General features: G+C 67.6%; 8 protein-coding genes and 1 tRNA gene. 3 read left to right on the forward strand and 6 right to left on the reverse strand.

Annotated features, from left to right (window positions below):
• The first annotated feature begins 68 nt into the window (after positions 1-68).
• Positions 69-3,089, forward strand: a complete 3,021-nt coding sequence (locus BM393_RS06965) for a two-component regulator propeller domain-containing protein (protein ID WP_091723910.1) — start codon at positions 69-71, stop codon at positions 3,087-3,089.
• A 708-nt stretch (positions 3,090-3,797) separates the two neighbouring features.
• On the opposite strand, the gene BM393_RS06970 is transcribed toward BM393_RS06965, so the two are convergent.
• The 5 genes from BM393_RS06970 to BM393_RS26415 form a co-directional block, all read right to left on the reverse strand.
• Entirely contained in the window at positions 3,798-5,261 is a 1,464-nt protein-coding gene (locus BM393_RS06970) for an AAA-like domain-containing protein (protein ID WP_091723913.1), read from the reverse strand.
• 14 nt (positions 5,262-5,275) lie between these two features.
• Complete coding sequence (locus BM393_RS06975; protein WP_091723917.1) at positions 5,276-7,798, reverse strand: AAA family ATPase; 2,523 nt, start codon at positions 7,796-7,798, stop codon at positions 5,276-5,278.
• Between the two features lie 230 nt (positions 7,799-8,028).
• A tRNA-Ala gene (locus tag BM393_RS06980) sits at positions 8,029-8,104 on the reverse strand.
• Between the two features lie 91 nt (positions 8,105-8,195).
• Positions 8,196-9,605, reverse strand: coding sequence for a hypothetical protein (locus BM393_RS25610; protein ID WP_175538211.1), 1,410 nt, complete (start codon positions 9,603-9,605; stop codon positions 8,196-8,198).
• A 144-nt stretch (positions 9,606-9,749) separates the two neighbouring features.
• Positions 9,750-10,895, reverse strand: a complete 1,146-nt coding sequence (locus tag BM393_RS26415; protein WP_404932497.1) for a C40 family peptidase — start codon at positions 10,893-10,895, stop codon at positions 9,750-9,752.
• A gap of 248 nt (positions 10,896-11,143) precedes the next feature.
• Between BM393_RS26415 and BM393_RS06995 the strand changes: the two genes are divergently transcribed.
• Positions 11,144-13,084 (forward strand): propionate--CoA ligase, encoded by a 1,941-nt coding sequence (locus tag BM393_RS06995; protein WP_256382268.1) that lies wholly within the window; start codon positions 11,144-11,146, stop codon positions 13,082-13,084.
• Positions 13,085-13,163: 79 nt separating this feature from the next.
• Here BM393_RS06995 and BM393_RS07000 read toward each other — a convergent pair whose 3' ends face one another.
• A complete protein-coding gene (locus BM393_RS07000; protein ID WP_091723926.1) occupies positions 13,164-14,012 on the reverse strand; it encodes an HAD family hydrolase in 849 nt (282 codons plus the stop codon).
• 71 nt (positions 14,013-14,083) lie between these two features.
• Here BM393_RS07000 and mdtD point away from each other — a divergent pair, with 71 nt between their 5' ends.
• Positions 14,084-15,556 carry a multidrug transporter subunit MdtD gene (gene mdtD / locus BM393_RS07005; protein WP_404932498.1) on the forward strand — a complete coding sequence of 491 codons (1,473 nt, stop codon included), beginning with the start codon at positions 14,084-14,086 and terminating at the stop codon, positions 15,554-15,556.
• The last annotated feature ends 2 nt before the right edge of the window (positions 15,557-15,558 follow it).

A 15,558-nucleotide genomic window follows, 5' to 3' on the forward strand; every position in this document is an offset into this window, starting at 1 on the left:
CTTCGTCCATGCGACCCCCGGATTCCTGCAGCCGTTCCGTCAGCCCGGACCCGTCCAAGGCCCCCGCGATGCGCAGGCGCATCGCGGGGTGGGCCCTTGCCGCCCTGGCCGCGGGGCTCGTGCTGGCCGGCGCGGGCGCGCGGGCCGAGCGCATCGTGCTCGAGTCCTACCAGGAAGACCAGGGCCTGACCAACCTCACCTCGCAGTGCCTGGTGCAGGACCCGCGGGCGAGGCTGTGGATCTGCACCGCCAACGGGCTGTTCAGGTTCGACGGTTTCCGCATCCATGCGGAACCGCTGCCGAAGGAGGCGGGAGGGTATTCATACGGGGCTCGCGTGGACGTCAGCGGCCGCCTCTGGCTCCTGACGGAAGGGGGCGTGTTCGTGCGCGACGACGGGCGCAAGGACGGGCAGGACGGCCCCGCCTGGACGGAGCTGCTCAAGCCCGACGGCAAGCACCTGCACGTCACCTCCGGCCAGCAGCTGGAACTGGACCGGCAGGGCAGGGTCTACGCCATCGATGAAGACCGGCTCCTCTGGACCGCCACCGCCGCGGGTGCGCTGGGCAGCTCGCTGATGGTTCAGCGGATGGCCATTCCCCAGCTGCAGTCCCGCCCCGAGCAACTGCTCCCGATGCGGCAACGCGGCGAGGCGCTCTGGTTCGGCTGCGGCTCGCAGCTGTGCGAGTGGCGCGATGGCCGCGTGCAGCAGTGGGGGCCGGCGCAGGGTCTGCCGCAAGACGTGTGGGGCCAGCTCCTCGTGTCGCGCGATGGCAGTCTCTGGACGCGCAGCAGCCGGCGCCTGGCCCGGCTGGCGCCCGGCTCGACGCGCTTCGCCGTCGTGGCGGCGCCACCGCGGCAGTGGGTGTATGGCGACAACGGCCTGGCCGAGGACGAGCACGGCCTCATCCTCGTCCTGACGACCCGCGGCCTTGCCGCCTGGAACGGCGAACGCTGGCGCGAGTGGACCCAGGACGACGGCCTGCCGGAGACACCGCTGCGCGGGCTGATGTTCGACGCGGAAGGGTCGTTGTGGCTGGGCACCAATGCGCGCGGCGTCCATCGCTGGATCGGCTACGGCCGGGCGGAGCATTGGACCGGCGCCTCGGGCCTGCCCGCGCCGGCCGTGCTCGACGTGGCGCGCGACGGAAAGGGCCGGCTCTGGGCGGCGACCGCGAACGGCGTGGCCTGGTTCGACGCCGCGGCCCGCAGGTTCCGCAAGGTGAAGCTGCCGACGACCCGGCCGTCCGGCCTGGTCCATCGCCTGGCGGTGGACCAGGCGGGGGACCTGTGGTGGGTGGACGCCGGCCAGGTGATCCGCGTGAAGGCCGGAGAGGACCAGGGGCGCGTCGTTGCCAGCGATACCGGACTGCAGACGATCTCGCAGGGGGCCGGTCGGGTCTACGCGTCCGGCAGCGACGGCCTCGAGCTGATCGAGCTGTCCGAGGGGCGCCTGCGCCGCCACAAGATCGGCGCCGGGCGCTTCGATCCGCGTTATGACATCCGCGTCCTGTCGGACGGCGCGCGGGAGGACTTCGTCGTCAGCGGACGGGATCTCTGGCGGTACCAGCCGGAGGGCTGGACCCCCGTGGCGGACGCGCAGGGCGATTGGATCGACGCGCTGCAGGCGATGGTGCTGGACCACACGGTGTGGGCGGGAGGCACGTCGGGACTGGGCATCCACGCGCTGTCGGGGGCCACGGCGCGCCAGTTGCAGTTCCTGCCCAAGTCCGCCTTCGGGGGCGCGGCCGCGGCCAGCCTCCATGCCGACCTCGACGGGCGGCTGTGGATGGGCACCGACCAGGGGGTCTTCATCCGCTCAACCGGGGGCGACTGGTCGCGGCTGGATCGCCGCACCGGCCTGGTCTGGAACGATGTGACGCCGGCTTTCCTGGCCGACGCCGACGGCAGCATCTGGATCGGCACCGGCGCCGGGTTGACGCACCTGCTGCCGGGGAACACGCAAGCGCCATTGCCCGCGCTGCGGCTGGAGGACATGGTGTTCGGCAGCACGAGCACCCGGGTGCCGCCGTTGGAGCCGGTGCCGTGGCGGGACCGCACGCTGCGCATCGCGGTGGGGACGGCTGGTTTCTCCCGGGCGCGTTCGCTGCGGATCGAATACCGCCTTGGCGCGGAGTCGCCCTGGCGGACCTCGCAGAGCGCCGTGATCGACCTGGGCGCGCTCGAGTCCGGCGAGCACACGCTGGAGGTGCGCGCCGGCGGGCTGACGAGCGTGGAAGCACCGGGGCCGGTGATGCGCCTTGCGTTCGACGTGCTTCCTCCCTGGTGGAACTCGCGCGAGGCACGCGCCGCGGCCGCCGTGTCCTTGATGCTGCTGTGGTGGCTGTCCATCCGATGGTCGCGCCGGCGCGATCGCGAGCGGCAACGGCAACTGGAAGCCGCCGTCGCGGAACGCACCGCGGCCCTGGCGGACTCGGAGGCGGCGCTGCTCCGTCTGGGCGAGTACAACGCGCATGCCCTGGAGGAGGAGCGATTGCGCGTCTCCCGCGAGCTGCATGACGAGCTGGGCCAGCAACTGGCCGCGCTGAAGATGGAAGTGTCCGTGGCGAAGATGCGGCAGAACGCCGGCGGTTCGGCGCATTCCCTGGATCCGGACCTGTTGCTGGGTCGTGTCGACCGGCTGGTGAGCACGGTGCGCGGTCTGGTGTCGCAGTTGCGGCCTTCGGCGCTGGATGGCGGCCTCGAAGCGGCGCTGCAATGGCTGGCGGCTGAGTTCACGTCCAACACCGCGTTGCCTTGCAGCCTGCAGGTGGACCCGGACACGCGCGAGATCCCGTTGCCGATGGCCACGATGGTGTTCCGCATCGCCCAGGAGTCGCTCACCAACGTGCGACGCCATGCCCAAGCCAGCCGCGCCTCCCTGCGCTTGGCGCGCGAAGGCGCCGGCTGGCTGTTGAGCATCGGCGACGACGGCATCGGCTTCGATCCGCTCGCCCGCCGGGACGGCTTCGGAGTGCTGGGCATGCAGGAGCGCGCCCGGCTGCTCGGTGGCAGCCTTCAGGTGCAGAGCGAGCCGGGGGCGGGGACGCGGGTGGTGCTGGGCTTTGCGGCGGGGACGGTGGTGGGTTGAGGTCGAACGAATTGTGAGCGGAGGGAGGTATGCCATGGCGAAGGATGAGGCGAGTCAGCATGGCCTCAACGCCCTCCGATTCAAGTACGCCGAGCGGCCGACATTTGATCGTCTTGTCGATCACTCGAAAGCGGTGGGACGGGCCCGATCCGGACAAAGCATGCGGCCAACCGCGACCGCGCCCGTGAGATCGTCAGTCATTTGTTTGCGGGTAGCACCCACATCGTCCGACGCAGCGTCAGCGAGGCGATAGATGCAGGCGGGCTGAGCATGTTGGACCCTAATGTGCGAAGCGCAGCGTTCGCCGATTTCCATCGAGCCTGCGACAAGAGCAGGTAGACGCCGCATGTCATGAACAGCCCTGCACCCACTGCTCCCTGTTGCCATACTCCGGCGTAGAACATCGGCAGCCGGCGTGCAACGACTTCCAGAACATGCGATCGCATCTTGGGTCGACGACGGGTCGCGCAGCCATGGCCAGGGCCCGCATGATCGCTACCAGCGCCGGGCAACGGGTCCTTCGTCAAAGCCACGAAGCTGATGGCAAAGAATGCGTCGGTGGGCCGGCCGGCAGGGCGGTAGTGAACAAGGAGACGCTGAGCGGGCACGCTGTGGCTTCGAAGGCTCACGCAAAGCCGACCGCCTAGAAAGCGCCTAGCTCGAAGTAGGCCAGCTAGCCCAGCCTCACGTCGAAAACGCGGCTAAGCTTCACGGGAGATCGCGAAGAATGATATCCAACTGATGTGCTGCGACGCCCACCTCAGGAACGAAGGCACTGTCTGGCCGATATGCCTTTATGCAAACACCGGGATGGATTAGGTTTCGCCACTCTCGCAAGTTCTCGGGGATGTCCAGCGTTCCAAGATTCAACAGGCCGCGAGCGCCTCGCATTAGGTTGTTGAGGTTCCACGACGTCGGATCAGTGGAAACCTCAAAATTCTTTGGATTCAGGCGAGCGGCCGCTGCTACGGCCAGATCAGCGGCTGTCTGCCGCTTGAGGAAGTCCATAAGCACTGCCTCAAGGGCGGTGCCGAATCCTGCCAGGGCAATACGACAACTTCCGTTCCGGTAGGCGCCCACTGCGCCCTTCTGTGCAGCGTAGGCAATTTCCCGGAGCTGCGTGTCGGTGACGTTCTGGAAGCGGGTCAACTCCAGTGGAAATAGCACAGCACGACGCGCTACAGGCGCTGCGACCTGTGAGAACTGGGGGCTGCTGGTAGCCATGTGCGCGTAGAGCCGATTGCGGAAATGCAAATTACCCGCCCTTCGCTCCATCACTCCAAGGACGACAAGAAATCGTTGATCCTCGTTGCCGGCCGCAAGAGGTACTGGCTGACCGGTAGCAGCAGATGACACGATGCCGCTCAGCGCCGCGTCGCCCAACACGCGACGGAAGAGGTTGCTGATGTGGTCGCTCGTCGAAAGGCGGTCGGCTTCAGCGGCAATGGCTGCTTGCGGATCGTCGGTCCCAAGAATCGCTTGTATCAGCCGCTGGACCAAATACGGTTGGCCGCCGACTGCCTCATGGATCATCGTCGCGACCTCAGGCGGGTTTGCAAGGCCGCCCCTTTCGGCCAGACGCTGAATGTCGTTGACCACCAAATCAGCGGTGTCGATCCGTTCGCAGATGTTGAACGGCGAGTTGGCTTCCGCGACTAGGCGCTCAGGACGGAACGTGCCGGCGAACACGAAGCGCAGTCGCTTCGCGATATGACCATCATCCGCAGCCGCGCGTTCACTTGAAATGGCGCGCAATTGGCCGAAGAAGGAGTTGCGCCACTGATCGTTGTCGATGGTGGACGCCTCATCGATCAGGACCACCACTGGGCCCGCCCCGGCTGGCAACGCGCAGGTAAGGGCCGCCGACAAGTCATCGGTCTCGTCAATCACGACGTCATGTCTCAACGCCGAGGCCACTTTTCGAGCAAACCACGTCGTCAGCTGCGCATAGGCGGTGAATGGCGGCTGGGCCTGAAGGTCCACCATGGCAGTTGGCGTCGCATTCTCATTGAGCGTCCGCCGCAGGCGCAACAGCGCAGAAGTCTTGCCGTGTTGACGTGGGCCGAGCAGCAGCACCCACCGGCCGGCCTGGATTTGTCGGACAAGGTCTAGCTCGAACGGACGTTCTGCATAGTCGCCGTCATCAAGTGGAACTGGTCCCTGCAGATGCATGCGGCTTCCTTCTATTAGTCGTTGTAGTGGCTTAAGGCTTGGCTGAACCAGGAGGCCCGCATTTGCAATTGCCCATCACGCTCCTCTACGACGCCGTAGAGCCTGAGCATGCGTAGAGCGCCCGCCAACGTGTTTTCACCCCATGCGGTTTCGTCGCCAGGTAGACGCTCAATGATTTCGGCTGAGGTGGTGGCACCAGCGGCTACGGCGCGACTAACTGCCTTCTCGAATGGCGTGGCTTGGCCCCAGTAGGTCGTGAGGTAGTGTTCTGCAAACTCAAACGTCTCTGTCGTGTCGACAACGTCCTCTGCGGACAAAGTCAGATTTCGCCGGTCTGCGCGATCGTCTAGTGAACGAATCAGTCGATCGCCAAGGTATTGAACGATTTGCGGGTGCCCACTAGTCCGAGACCAAGCTTCGTTCTCGAAGGCTGATCCGTCCACGATCTGGATGTTCATGGCTCGTAGGGGGTCGATCAACAAGGATAGCGCATCGCTCCTATCAAGCTGAGCCAGTTGGACCTCACGACAGAAGTTCCAATGAGGAGAGAGCGGGTCCCATAGGCGATTTGCGATACGCCGCTCGCCCGAGAAGACGAAGTGTGCTGCGCCTTCTTGTGATAGTGACCGGCAAGCCCTGAAGAAGCCCTCCGGCACTGAATCGTTCGAAGGGGTGCTGTCCCAGTCCAGCAACTGATCAATCTCGTCCAGGATGATGACGACTTGCCCTTCGCCTCTCTCGCCAAGTTTCGCGACGAGGTCTGCCATATGGTCTGGTCGAAAATCTGCCTGCAGGTCAACTCCCCACTTGCGCCGCGCAAGATCGCCGAAATCTGCCCACGTGCGGACTGTCTGGCAGTCTCCAAAGTAGGTCTGGAACCGCATATTGCTGAGTTCTAGTTGCAGTCGTCTGATGAGGGACGTCTTTCCGATACGCCGGCTTCCAAGAATGGCCACGCTGTTGGTTGCAATAGTCTGCAGAACGGTCGCCGCTTCCCTCTCCCGCCCGTAAAACATGCGCGCCGGTGTGGCGTTGTTGAGGATGTACGGGCTGACCTTGGTTAGGTCCGACTGCGTCAATACAAAGTCCATCAACGGCAAAATCGGACGCCGGCGTTCGGCCATGCTTTCCAAATGATCCGGGCTAAGCACGACCACATTGGTTGGCAAGAAGATCTGACTTTTTCGATGGGCTTGAAGCTGCTCAGCATCAAGCTGATGGGGCGCCAGATAGATGGCAACAGGTGACCCCGGCGCCTGTTCAATCGACTGCTGTGCCACCGTTCGTGCTCGCTCAGGCGTCAAGGGCGCAGAGTTCGACGCCACATGAAGCCGGGATGCGAACGGTTGGATCTGAGGGGCAACAAGGTCTGCAGTCGTATCGAGCAAGCCAATGCTCGAACGCGGATCCCCGACCATCTCGGCGAACAGAGCAATTGCCTGGCCAGTGCTGAAGTTCCGTTTCAGTGTCCGGGCGCGCTCAACCCATGGACGACGCCCCCAGCTCACAGACTGTGCACCGTCCCCCAGCTCCAACGCGATTTGGTGTCGTCCTTCCGCATAGCTTGCAAGAGCGAGCCTTGCCTGGTTAGGGCCAACCGGAAGGTCTTCTGCACGAACCTCCAATCGTGTCCTAAGGCCTTCTTCGATGATCTTGTCGAGGGCCACCCTCTCGACGGTCCTTGGCGCGTCAACGGTGGCTGCTTGTTTAATTGCCTCAGCCAAGCTGCCACTCTCAGCTTGAGCCAGGCTCATTGGATAGCGAACCGCCTCGAACAGGGTCGACAGCGTGCGATCAGAAACTTCCTTCAAACCCTGACCGTCGGCGAGCAGGATCAGAGCCATGCCGAGCTCAGTCATGCGCTCTTGCAGATTGGGGTAGGTAAAGGCAAGGTCTCGTTGCTGTCGTCCGCCGGATTGATTCTGAAAGACGGTAGCCACACCGGCGACAGGCCTGTTGCCCACTGCAAGGACATGGGTCAAGCTGCGACGTAGGCCGGCATCGACGAGTGCCGCTGAATTGACAGATACCTTGACTTGCAGGCTCGCGTTGGCGGCACCTACGGCGGCATGAACCAGCCGATGAGTCCGCGTTTCCATCTCGCCCGCGGACCTGAACCTACGCTTGTAGCTGTCTTTGTAGACCTCAGCCACACGCAGCAGGGCTTCGACAGGTGTGTCGGTTCGAAGAATTCGACCCAGTCCGACATGGAGCAGCTGGCCCGCGACCCAGTCCGCTCGGTTGGACCCATGTGAAAGGAACTGTGGTAGCCCCCATTTCTCGACCTGGCTGCCACTCGTGTTGAAGGCGATCAAATCGAGAAACAGGGGATATGACAGAGGCTTCGTTCGAAGAAATTCTGCCAATCGGTCACGACTCAGATCACCCTCGTTGACCAGTAGCTGAATCTCATGGACGGCGTTTGCAGTGTTTCGCTGCTGCAGCTCGATAGCTGGCCAATCAATGAAGTCCCTCTCTGCTAGGAGGTTCGGTGATACCGACGAGCGAAAGGCAGCAATTGTTTCTTCGATGGTCATCAAATCAAGTTTCGCTTCGCCTCGTGATCTTGTCCACGGCTCCTTAGCTACATGTGCGGTTCGAATGGATATGCGGAGCCTGCAGTGGGCTCACCTTTGAGGGCAAAAAAAAAACAGCCCCAGTGGGCTGTTTAAATTTAGAGATGCAATCGGCCCATGGACATACGGTCTGCACCACTGCAAGCGGATGCTTATAAAGTGGCAGATTTCCCTCTGAGGCCTGGATGTGTTGGTGGAGAGGAGGAGGATCGAACTCCCGACCTTCGCATTGCGAACGCGACGCTCTCCCAGCTGAGCTACCCCCCCAACGAAGACTTGAACTATAGCAGAGATTCTTGCGCCGACGGCAAGTGGGCGGGGACTGGCGCGGCATTCGCACCGCCGCTGGTTGCGGAGGTCACCAGCGGCACCCCTTGTCGCGCGCAGCGTCGCGGACCAGCGGGACGACCGCCAGCAGCCCCTTGTCCGCGTAAGCCTTGCGGCAGTCCTGCTGCCCAGCCTTGCGCATCTCCTCGGCCAACGGGTCCTTGTCCTCGGGCGGCTTGGGCAGCGCCTGGATCACGCCGGACGGCGAGCCGCGCGGTCGCATCGGGCCGCGCGAAGGATTCATGTCGAGGTTCAGCTTGGGAGCGTTCGGCGGCGTCGAGGCGGGCGTCGCCACGTCGTGACCGACGCGCGCGCCAGCGTCCGGCGCGCCGACGCTGGGCTGCGTCGTCGTCGCTGTGGTCGAGCCGTCCAGCGAGACGCGGTTGGCCGGAGTGGGCGACGGCGTGGTCGCCGCTGTTGGCTGTGGAGGCGTCGTCTGGGCCGACGGCGTGGACGTTGCCGCGGGCGCCGGGGTCGGCGTGGGCGTGGTCGTGGTCGTGGGCGTGGGCGGGGCCGTCGGCGCAGGAGTCGGCGGTGCGGGCGCGGGGCTGGGTGCCGGTCGCGGGACCGGCGCTGGCGCGGCGGTCAAGGGCGGCAGTTCGGCAGGTGCCTTCAGTTCCGGCGGGAGCGGCGCGGGCGCCGAGCGCTCGATCGGCGCGCGCTCGATCCGCCGCACCGTGGTCGGCGTCTCGCTGAGGATCGGGGCCGGCCGCTCTGGCAGCTGCAAGGTCGGCGAGGGCGCCTGGAGTGCGTCCGTCGGTGCCGCTGGGCGTAGTGGCGCGGCTTCGCGGGCCGGCGCGATCGGCGTCGGTGCCGCGGTCATCGCCTCGCCGGGCGTCGTGAGCGTGGTGATCGCCGGGGGCAGCTCGGGCGAAGGCGCTGGCGCCGCCGCCGGAGAGGGCGCCGGAGCGGGCGGCGGGGCCGGTGTGGGCGAGGGCGTCGGCACCCGCGCTGGAGCCGGTGCGGGCGTCGTGAGCGCGGGCGGCGGTGGGGCAGGTGTCGGTGTCGGAGCGGGCTTTGGCGTCGGCGTCGTTGCCGCCGGCGGTGCCCTGCGATCCGCGGGCGCGTCCCCCGTCAATTCATCGCCGGGCTGTTGCCGCCACTGGCCCTGGCGAGCGGCGCCCGGGGCTTTCCGCTGCTCGGGCGTCGGTGGCGTCTCCCGGACCGCGCCGCCGGAGCGCGGCTGCTTCGCATCGCCGACCGGGCCCCGCTCGGGCAGCACGACCGCGGGCGCGCCGGAGCCCGGCTCGTAGCGGTCGCCCTGCAGGCGCACGTTCAGCGGGCCCCAGACGCCTTCGCCGGGCTTGGCGGCGCCGCCCGGCGCATTGCCCACGACCAGCAGCACCAGCACGTGCAGCAGCACGGCCAGCAGCAGGGCCTGCCCCATCTGGTCGGGTGCTCGCAGCAGCGGTGTCGAGGCGGGATCGAGGACGGCGGACAAGGTGGATCGCGGCGGTCGGCGCTGGGGCGCAGCATAGCCGGGATCCCCAGGGCGCCGTGTCAGGGCTTGCCTTCGGAGAGGTGTCGTCGCGAGGGGCGCGGCGCGAAGACCGCCGTGACCACGGCGGCTGCGGCGCGAGCGGGCTCAGGTGCCCGCGTTGGCCTGGTTCAGGTCGGCGCGACGGGCGCCGGTGAAGCGTTTGGCCCAGTAGGCCTCGCGCATGTCCTCGACGCGGACCGCGCCGCCGACGCGCGGCGAGTGGATGAACTTGCCCTCGCCGACATAGATGCCGACATGCGAGAAGGTCGCGCGCATCGTGTTGAAGAACACCAGGTCGCCCGGCTTCAGGTCTTCCTTCTTGATCGGGACCAGGCTGGACAGCTTGGCCTGCTCGTCGGCGCGGCGCGGCAGCACCAGGCCCACGCTCATCTCGAAGATGTGGCGGGTGAAGCCGCTGCAATCGAAGCCGTTGCTGACCGAGTTGCCGCCGCGCTTGTACGGCACGCCCAGGAAATTCATCGCCGACAGGACCAGGTCGGAGGCCTTGTCGCGCACCTGGTTCAGCAGGCCCGGCGCGGCCGGATCGGCGCTCGGCGACAGCTGCTGCGCCTGCGCGACGATGCCGCGCTGCTGCAGGAAGCGGGCGACCGAGTCGCTGGCATTGGCGTTGGCATTGCCGACCGCGGCGCCCATCAAGGCGGTGGGTGGCAGCGCGGACGCGTTGGTGGTGGCGACGGGGGCAGGTGTTGCCGGTGCGGCGGCGACCAGCGCCGCGGTCGCGCCGGCGACGGCGGTCGTGGCGGCGGCGGTGCCTGCCGGCGTGCGCATCAGGCTCTGGCCGTAGGCGCCCATCATCGTGCCGGCCGGCGGCGCGGCTTCGGCGCGGGCATCGGCCTTGGCGTCCGGCGTCTTCGCCTCGGACCTGGCCGGCGCGGTTTTCTCCGAAGTCTTCTCTGCGGCTTTGTCTGCGGTCTTTTCCGCGACCTTCGCCTCCGGTTTGGCCGCGACGGCCTTGTCCGTGACGGCTTCCGCGGCGGTCGACGCCTTGTCGTCGTCGGCCTTGGCCTTGGAATCCTTGGCGCCGTTCTTCGACGCGACCGGCTTGGCGGCCTTCGTGTCCTTCGAGGCCTTGGCGGTCTTCGCGGTCTTCGCTTCGGGCTTCTTCTTCGCGGCCGGCTTGGCCGGCGCGGCCTTGGCTTGCGCTTTGGGCTTGTCGGTGGTGGACGACGTCGACTGTTGCGCCCAGCAACTTCCGCTCGCCAGGACGCAGATCAGCCCCAGTGCGGCCATGGCGCGCTGGAGCGAATTGCGAGAGGGGGCCGAGCGGGAGGGACGAACAGTTCTCATCGTTGTTGGGCGCGGAGACTAGGCACCATCTCCGTACCGGTCAAGCGCGAATGCCCGTGGGGCGGCGCCTGGCTAGGGAAAGTCCGGGCGTGGCCACGAGACCCTTCCCAGGAAAAACCCGGATTGGACCACAGGCCCTCCGCCAAACGTTGTGAACGAAAGTTTCAGCAAAGCTCGCGGTGCGAGGATCCGTGCGGAAGTCGCGCATTCGACATGAGGAGACCCCGATGACCGACAGCTATGCGGCGATGTACCGGCGCTCGATCGACGACCCGGACGGCTTCTGGGCCGAGCAGGCCAGGCGCATCGACTGGGAACGCCCGTTCGACCAGGTCTGCGACACCAGCCACCCGCCCTTCGCGCGCTGGTTCGTCGGCGGGCGGACCAACCTGTGCCACAACGCGGTCGATCGCCATGCCGCCACGCGGCCGGGCGACGCGGCGCTGATCTGGGTCTCCAGCGAGGTCGGGCAGGAGCGCGTCTACACCTTCTCCGAGCTCCAGGCCGAGGTCGAGGTGATGGCCGCGATCCTGGCCGGGCAGGGCGTGCGCGCCGGCGATCGGGTGCTGATCTACCTGCCGATGATTCCCGAGGCGGCGTTCGCGATGCTGGCCTGCGCCCGCCTCGGCGCGGTCCATTCTGTGGTGTTCGGCGGCTTCGCGAGTCATGCGCTGGCCAACCGCATCGACGACGCCGAGCCGGTGCTGATCGTCAGTGCCGACGCCGGCAGCCGCAACGGGCGCATCGTGCCCTACAAGCCGCTGCTGGACGAGGCGATCCGCCTGGCCGCGCACAAGCCGGCGAAGGTGCTGATGATCGACCGCGGCCTGAGCCCGTTCGGGCGCGTCGCGGACCGTGACCTGGATCACGCCGCGCTGCGGGAGCGCCTGTGGGGCACGCGCGTGCCCTGTGAATGGCTGCCGTCGGACGCGATCAGCTACACGCTCTACACCAGCGGCACGACCGGGCGGCCCAAGGGCGTGCAGCGCGATGTCGGCGGCCATGCGGTCGCGCTGGCCACCAGCATGGCGCTCATCTACGACGGCCGCGCGGGCGAGACCTTCTTCTCGACCAGCGACATCGGCTGGGTCGTCGGCCACAGCTACATCGTCTACGGGCCCTTGATCGCCGGCATGGCGACGCTCATGTACGAGGGCACGCCGGTCAGCCCCGACGCGGCGGTCTGGTGGCGGCTGGTCGAGCAATACCGGGTGACGGTGATGTTCAGCGCGCCCACCGCGGTGCGGGTGCTCAAGAAACAGGACCCGGCCTGCCTGACGCGGCACGACCTGTCCTCGCTGCGGGCGCTGTTCCTGGCCGGCGAGCCGCTGGACGAGCCCACCGCGCGCTGGATCGCCGACGCCATCGGCAAGCCCGTCATCGACAACTACTGGCAGACCGAGACCGGCTGGCCGATCCTGACGCTGGCGCGCGGCGTCGAGCCGGCGGCGCCGAAGTTCGGCTCGCCGGGCGTGCCGATGCCCGGCTACCGCGTGCAGCTGCTGGACGAGCAGACCGGCGCGGTGCTGGAGGCGCCGAATCAGAAGGGCCTGCTCGCGATCGCGTATCCGCTGCCGCCGGGCTGCATGCAGACCGTCTGGCGCGACGACGAGCGCTTCGTGCGCACCTACTGGTCGAGCGTGCCCGGCCGGCAGGTCTACTCGACCTTCGACTGGGCGCTGCGCGACGAGGACGGCTACTACTTCATCCTCGGCCGCAGCGACGACGTGATCAATGTCGCGGGCCATCGCCTCGGCACGCGCGAGATCGAGGAGTGCATCGCCGGCCATCCGGCGGTGGCCGAGGTCGCGGTGGTCGGGGTGGCCGATGCGCTCAAGGGCCAGGTCGCGATGGCCTTCGCGGTGCTGAAGGATCCGGCGCGCGCCGCGACGCCGCAGGCAGCGCTGGCCCTCGAGGGCGAGATCCTCAAGCGCGTCGACCAGCAGCTCGGCGCGGTGGCGCGGCCCTCGCGGGTGCGCTTCGTCCAGCTGCTGCCCAAGACCCGCTCGGGCAAGCTGCTGCGGCGCGCGATCCAGGCGGTGTGCGAGCAGCGCGATCCGGGCGACCTCATCACGCTGGACGATCCAGCCGCCCTGCAGCAGATCCGCGAGCTGGTCGCGGGCGCCGGCTGAACCCGAGAGCGGCCGTTCGATGGCGTGCTGAGGGCGAGGGCGCCGGCGCGCCGTTCGCGCGATGCGAGCCCCGCCGCCGTCAGCGGCCCAGCAGGGCGCGCCAGTCCTCGCGGATGAAATGCACCACGGCGTCCTCGTGATGCGCGCCGATGATGCGGTGGGCGGCCAGCTTCACGTCGTCGCTGGCATTCGACACCGCGATCGCATGGTGCGCCGATCGCAGCATCGTCAGGTCGTTGACCTGGTCGCCGAAGACCACCAGCTCGCGCTCATGCAGCGCGTAGCGCTGCGCCAGCGACGCGATCGCCTGGTCCTTGCTGGCGCGGCGGTCGTGCACGTTCAGCCAGGGCCAGCCCGGCATGTAGATGTCCTCGGCCAGGTGCGTCGTCACCAGGTCGCCGCAGGTGGCGAGGATCTCGGCCTGCAGCGCCTCCAGGGGCTCCGCGCGGCCGACGACGAGCAGCGTCACCAGCGGGTCCGCCAACTGGTCCTGCAGCCGGTCCACATGGCGCAGCCGCGGGTCGGCGTTGCGCTGGCGCTCGGTGACGAAGCGCTGCTGGCCCTCGTTCTGGACCTCCTGCCAGAACAGCTGGTCGCCCTTGGCGCCGTGCGTCGCGATGAAGGGCATCAGGCCGTGGCGGCGCACCAGCGCGAAGATCGCCTGGCCGAGCGCCGGCTCCATCGCGTTGACCAGCTCATGCCGGCCGGTGCGCAGGTCGCTGATGTAGGCGCCGTTGGACGAGACCACCGGCAGCGAGATCGGCAGCCCCTCGAGGATGCGGGCGATCGAGACCACGTGCCGCGCGCTGGCGACGGTGAAGGCCAGGCCTTCGGCCAGCAGCTCGGTCAGGCCGGCCCGGGTGGTGTCGGAGAGCCGGGCCTGCGGATCGAGCAGGGTGCCGTCGAGATCGGAAACGTAGAAGCGCATGGGTCGTGGGCGGCTGGATGAGCGCCGCGATAGGCGCACATCCTACGCTGGCCCGGTTCGATACTTGCCGGATGCCGCCCATGCCTCCCACCTCGACGACACCGCTGGACGCGCTCGGCCGACCGGTCCTTGACGACGCCACGCGCCGCTGGCTGCCGTGGGTCGTCGCGCTCGCGTTCTTCATGCAGACGCTGGACACGACCATCCTCAACACCGCGTTGCCCGGCATGGCGCGCGACCTCGGCGAGGACCCGCTGCGGATGCAATCCGCCGTCGTGGCCTACCTGCTGACGGTGGCCTTGCTGATCCCCGCTTCGGGGTGGCTGGCTGACCGCTTCGGGACGAGGACGGTGTTCCTGTGGGCGATCGGGCTGTTCAGCCTGGGCTCGCTGGCCTGCGCGGTGTCGCCCAGCCTGCACGTGCTGGTCGCGGCGCGGGTGGTGCAGGGCATCGGCGGCGCGCTGCTGGTGCCGGTGGGGCGGCTGGTGGTGCTGCGGGCCTTCCCCAAAGGCGAGTTCCTCGCGGTGATGACCTTCATCAGCCTGCCGGGGCTGGTGGGGCCGCTGCTGGGTCCGACGCTGGGCGGCGTGCTGACCCAGTACGCCAGCTGGCACTGGATCTTCCTGATCAACCTGCCGGTCGGTGTGGCGGGCGCCTGGGCCTGCCAGCGCTACATGCCGCAGATCAAGGGGCCGCTGGGCCGGCGCTTCGACTGGGGCGGCTACGGGCTGTTCAGCGTGGGGCTGATGCTGTTGTCGCTGGCGCTGCAGGGCTTTGGCGAGCACGTGGTCAGCGTGGCCGTGTGCTTCGTGATGCTGGTGGCGGGCGTGGCCTGCATGATGGCCTACTGGCTGCATGCGTCGCGCGCCGACGAGCCGCTGTTCTCGCCCGCGCTCTTCGCCGTGCCGACCTTCCGCATCGGGCTGCTGGGCAATGTGTTCGCGCGGCTGGGCAGCGGCGCGACGCCTTTCCTGACGCCGCTGTTCCTGCAGGTGGGGCTGGGCTTTTCGCCCAGCGAGGCCGGCTTGTCGATGATCCCCTCGGTGCTGGGCGCGATGTTCACCAAGACGCTGGCCATCCGCCTGATCAAGCGCGCCGGCTACCGCCGCGTGCTGATCGTCAACACGCTGCTGCTGGGCGTGCTGATCGCCAGCTTCGCGCTGATCCCGCGCGGCGTGGGGCATGTCTGGCTGGCGATCCACCTGGGCCTGTTCGGCATGGTCAACAGCATGCAGTTCACCGCGATGAACACGCTGACGCTGGGTGACCTCGACGAGCGCACCGCCAGCGCGGGCAACAGCCTGCTGGCGGTGGTGATGCAGCTGTCGATGAGCCTGGGCGTGGCGACCTCCAGCGCCTTCCTGCTGCTGTTCTCGCACGGCCTGGCGCGCACCGAGGGCGCCGCCATCGTGCCGGCCTTCCACGGCACCTACCTGGCGCTGGGCGCGATGGCCGCGATGGCGGCGTTCATCTTCCACCAGCTGCGCCGCGACGAGGGCGCGGCCGAGGAGACCGTGCGGTCCAAGCTCACGCCCGAGGACTGATC

The sequence above is a fragment of the Mitsuaria sp. PDC51 genome (genome assembly GCF_900113225.1).
In the GTDB taxonomy this organism is placed as follows: Bacteria; Pseudomonadota; Gammaproteobacteria; order Burkholderiales; family Burkholderiaceae_C; genus Roseateles.

Coding starts and splice junctions, on each gene's coding strand:
- BM393_RS06970 (WP_091723913.1), bottom strand. CDS start 5,261: ATGCATCTGCAGGGACCAGTTCCACTTGATGACGGCGACTATGCAGAA.
- BM393_RS26415 (WP_404932497.1), bottom strand. CDS start 10,895: ATGGCCGCACTGGGGCTGATCTGCGTCCTGGCGAGCGGAAGTTGCTGG.
- BM393_RS07000 (WP_091723926.1), bottom strand. CDS start 14,012: ATGCGCTTCTACGTTTCCGATCTCGACGGCACCCTGCTCGATCCGCAG.
- BM393_RS06965 (WP_091723910.1), top strand. CDS start 69: ATGCGCAGGCGCATCGCGGGGTGGGCCCTTGCCGCCCTGGCCGCGGGG.
- mdtD (WP_404932498.1), top strand. CDS start 14,084: ATGCCGCCCATGCCTCCCACCTCGACGACACCGCTGGACGCGCTCGGC.
- BM393_RS06975 (WP_091723917.1), bottom strand. CDS start 7,798: ATGACCATCGAAGAAACAATTGCTGCCTTTCGCTCGTCGGTATCACCG.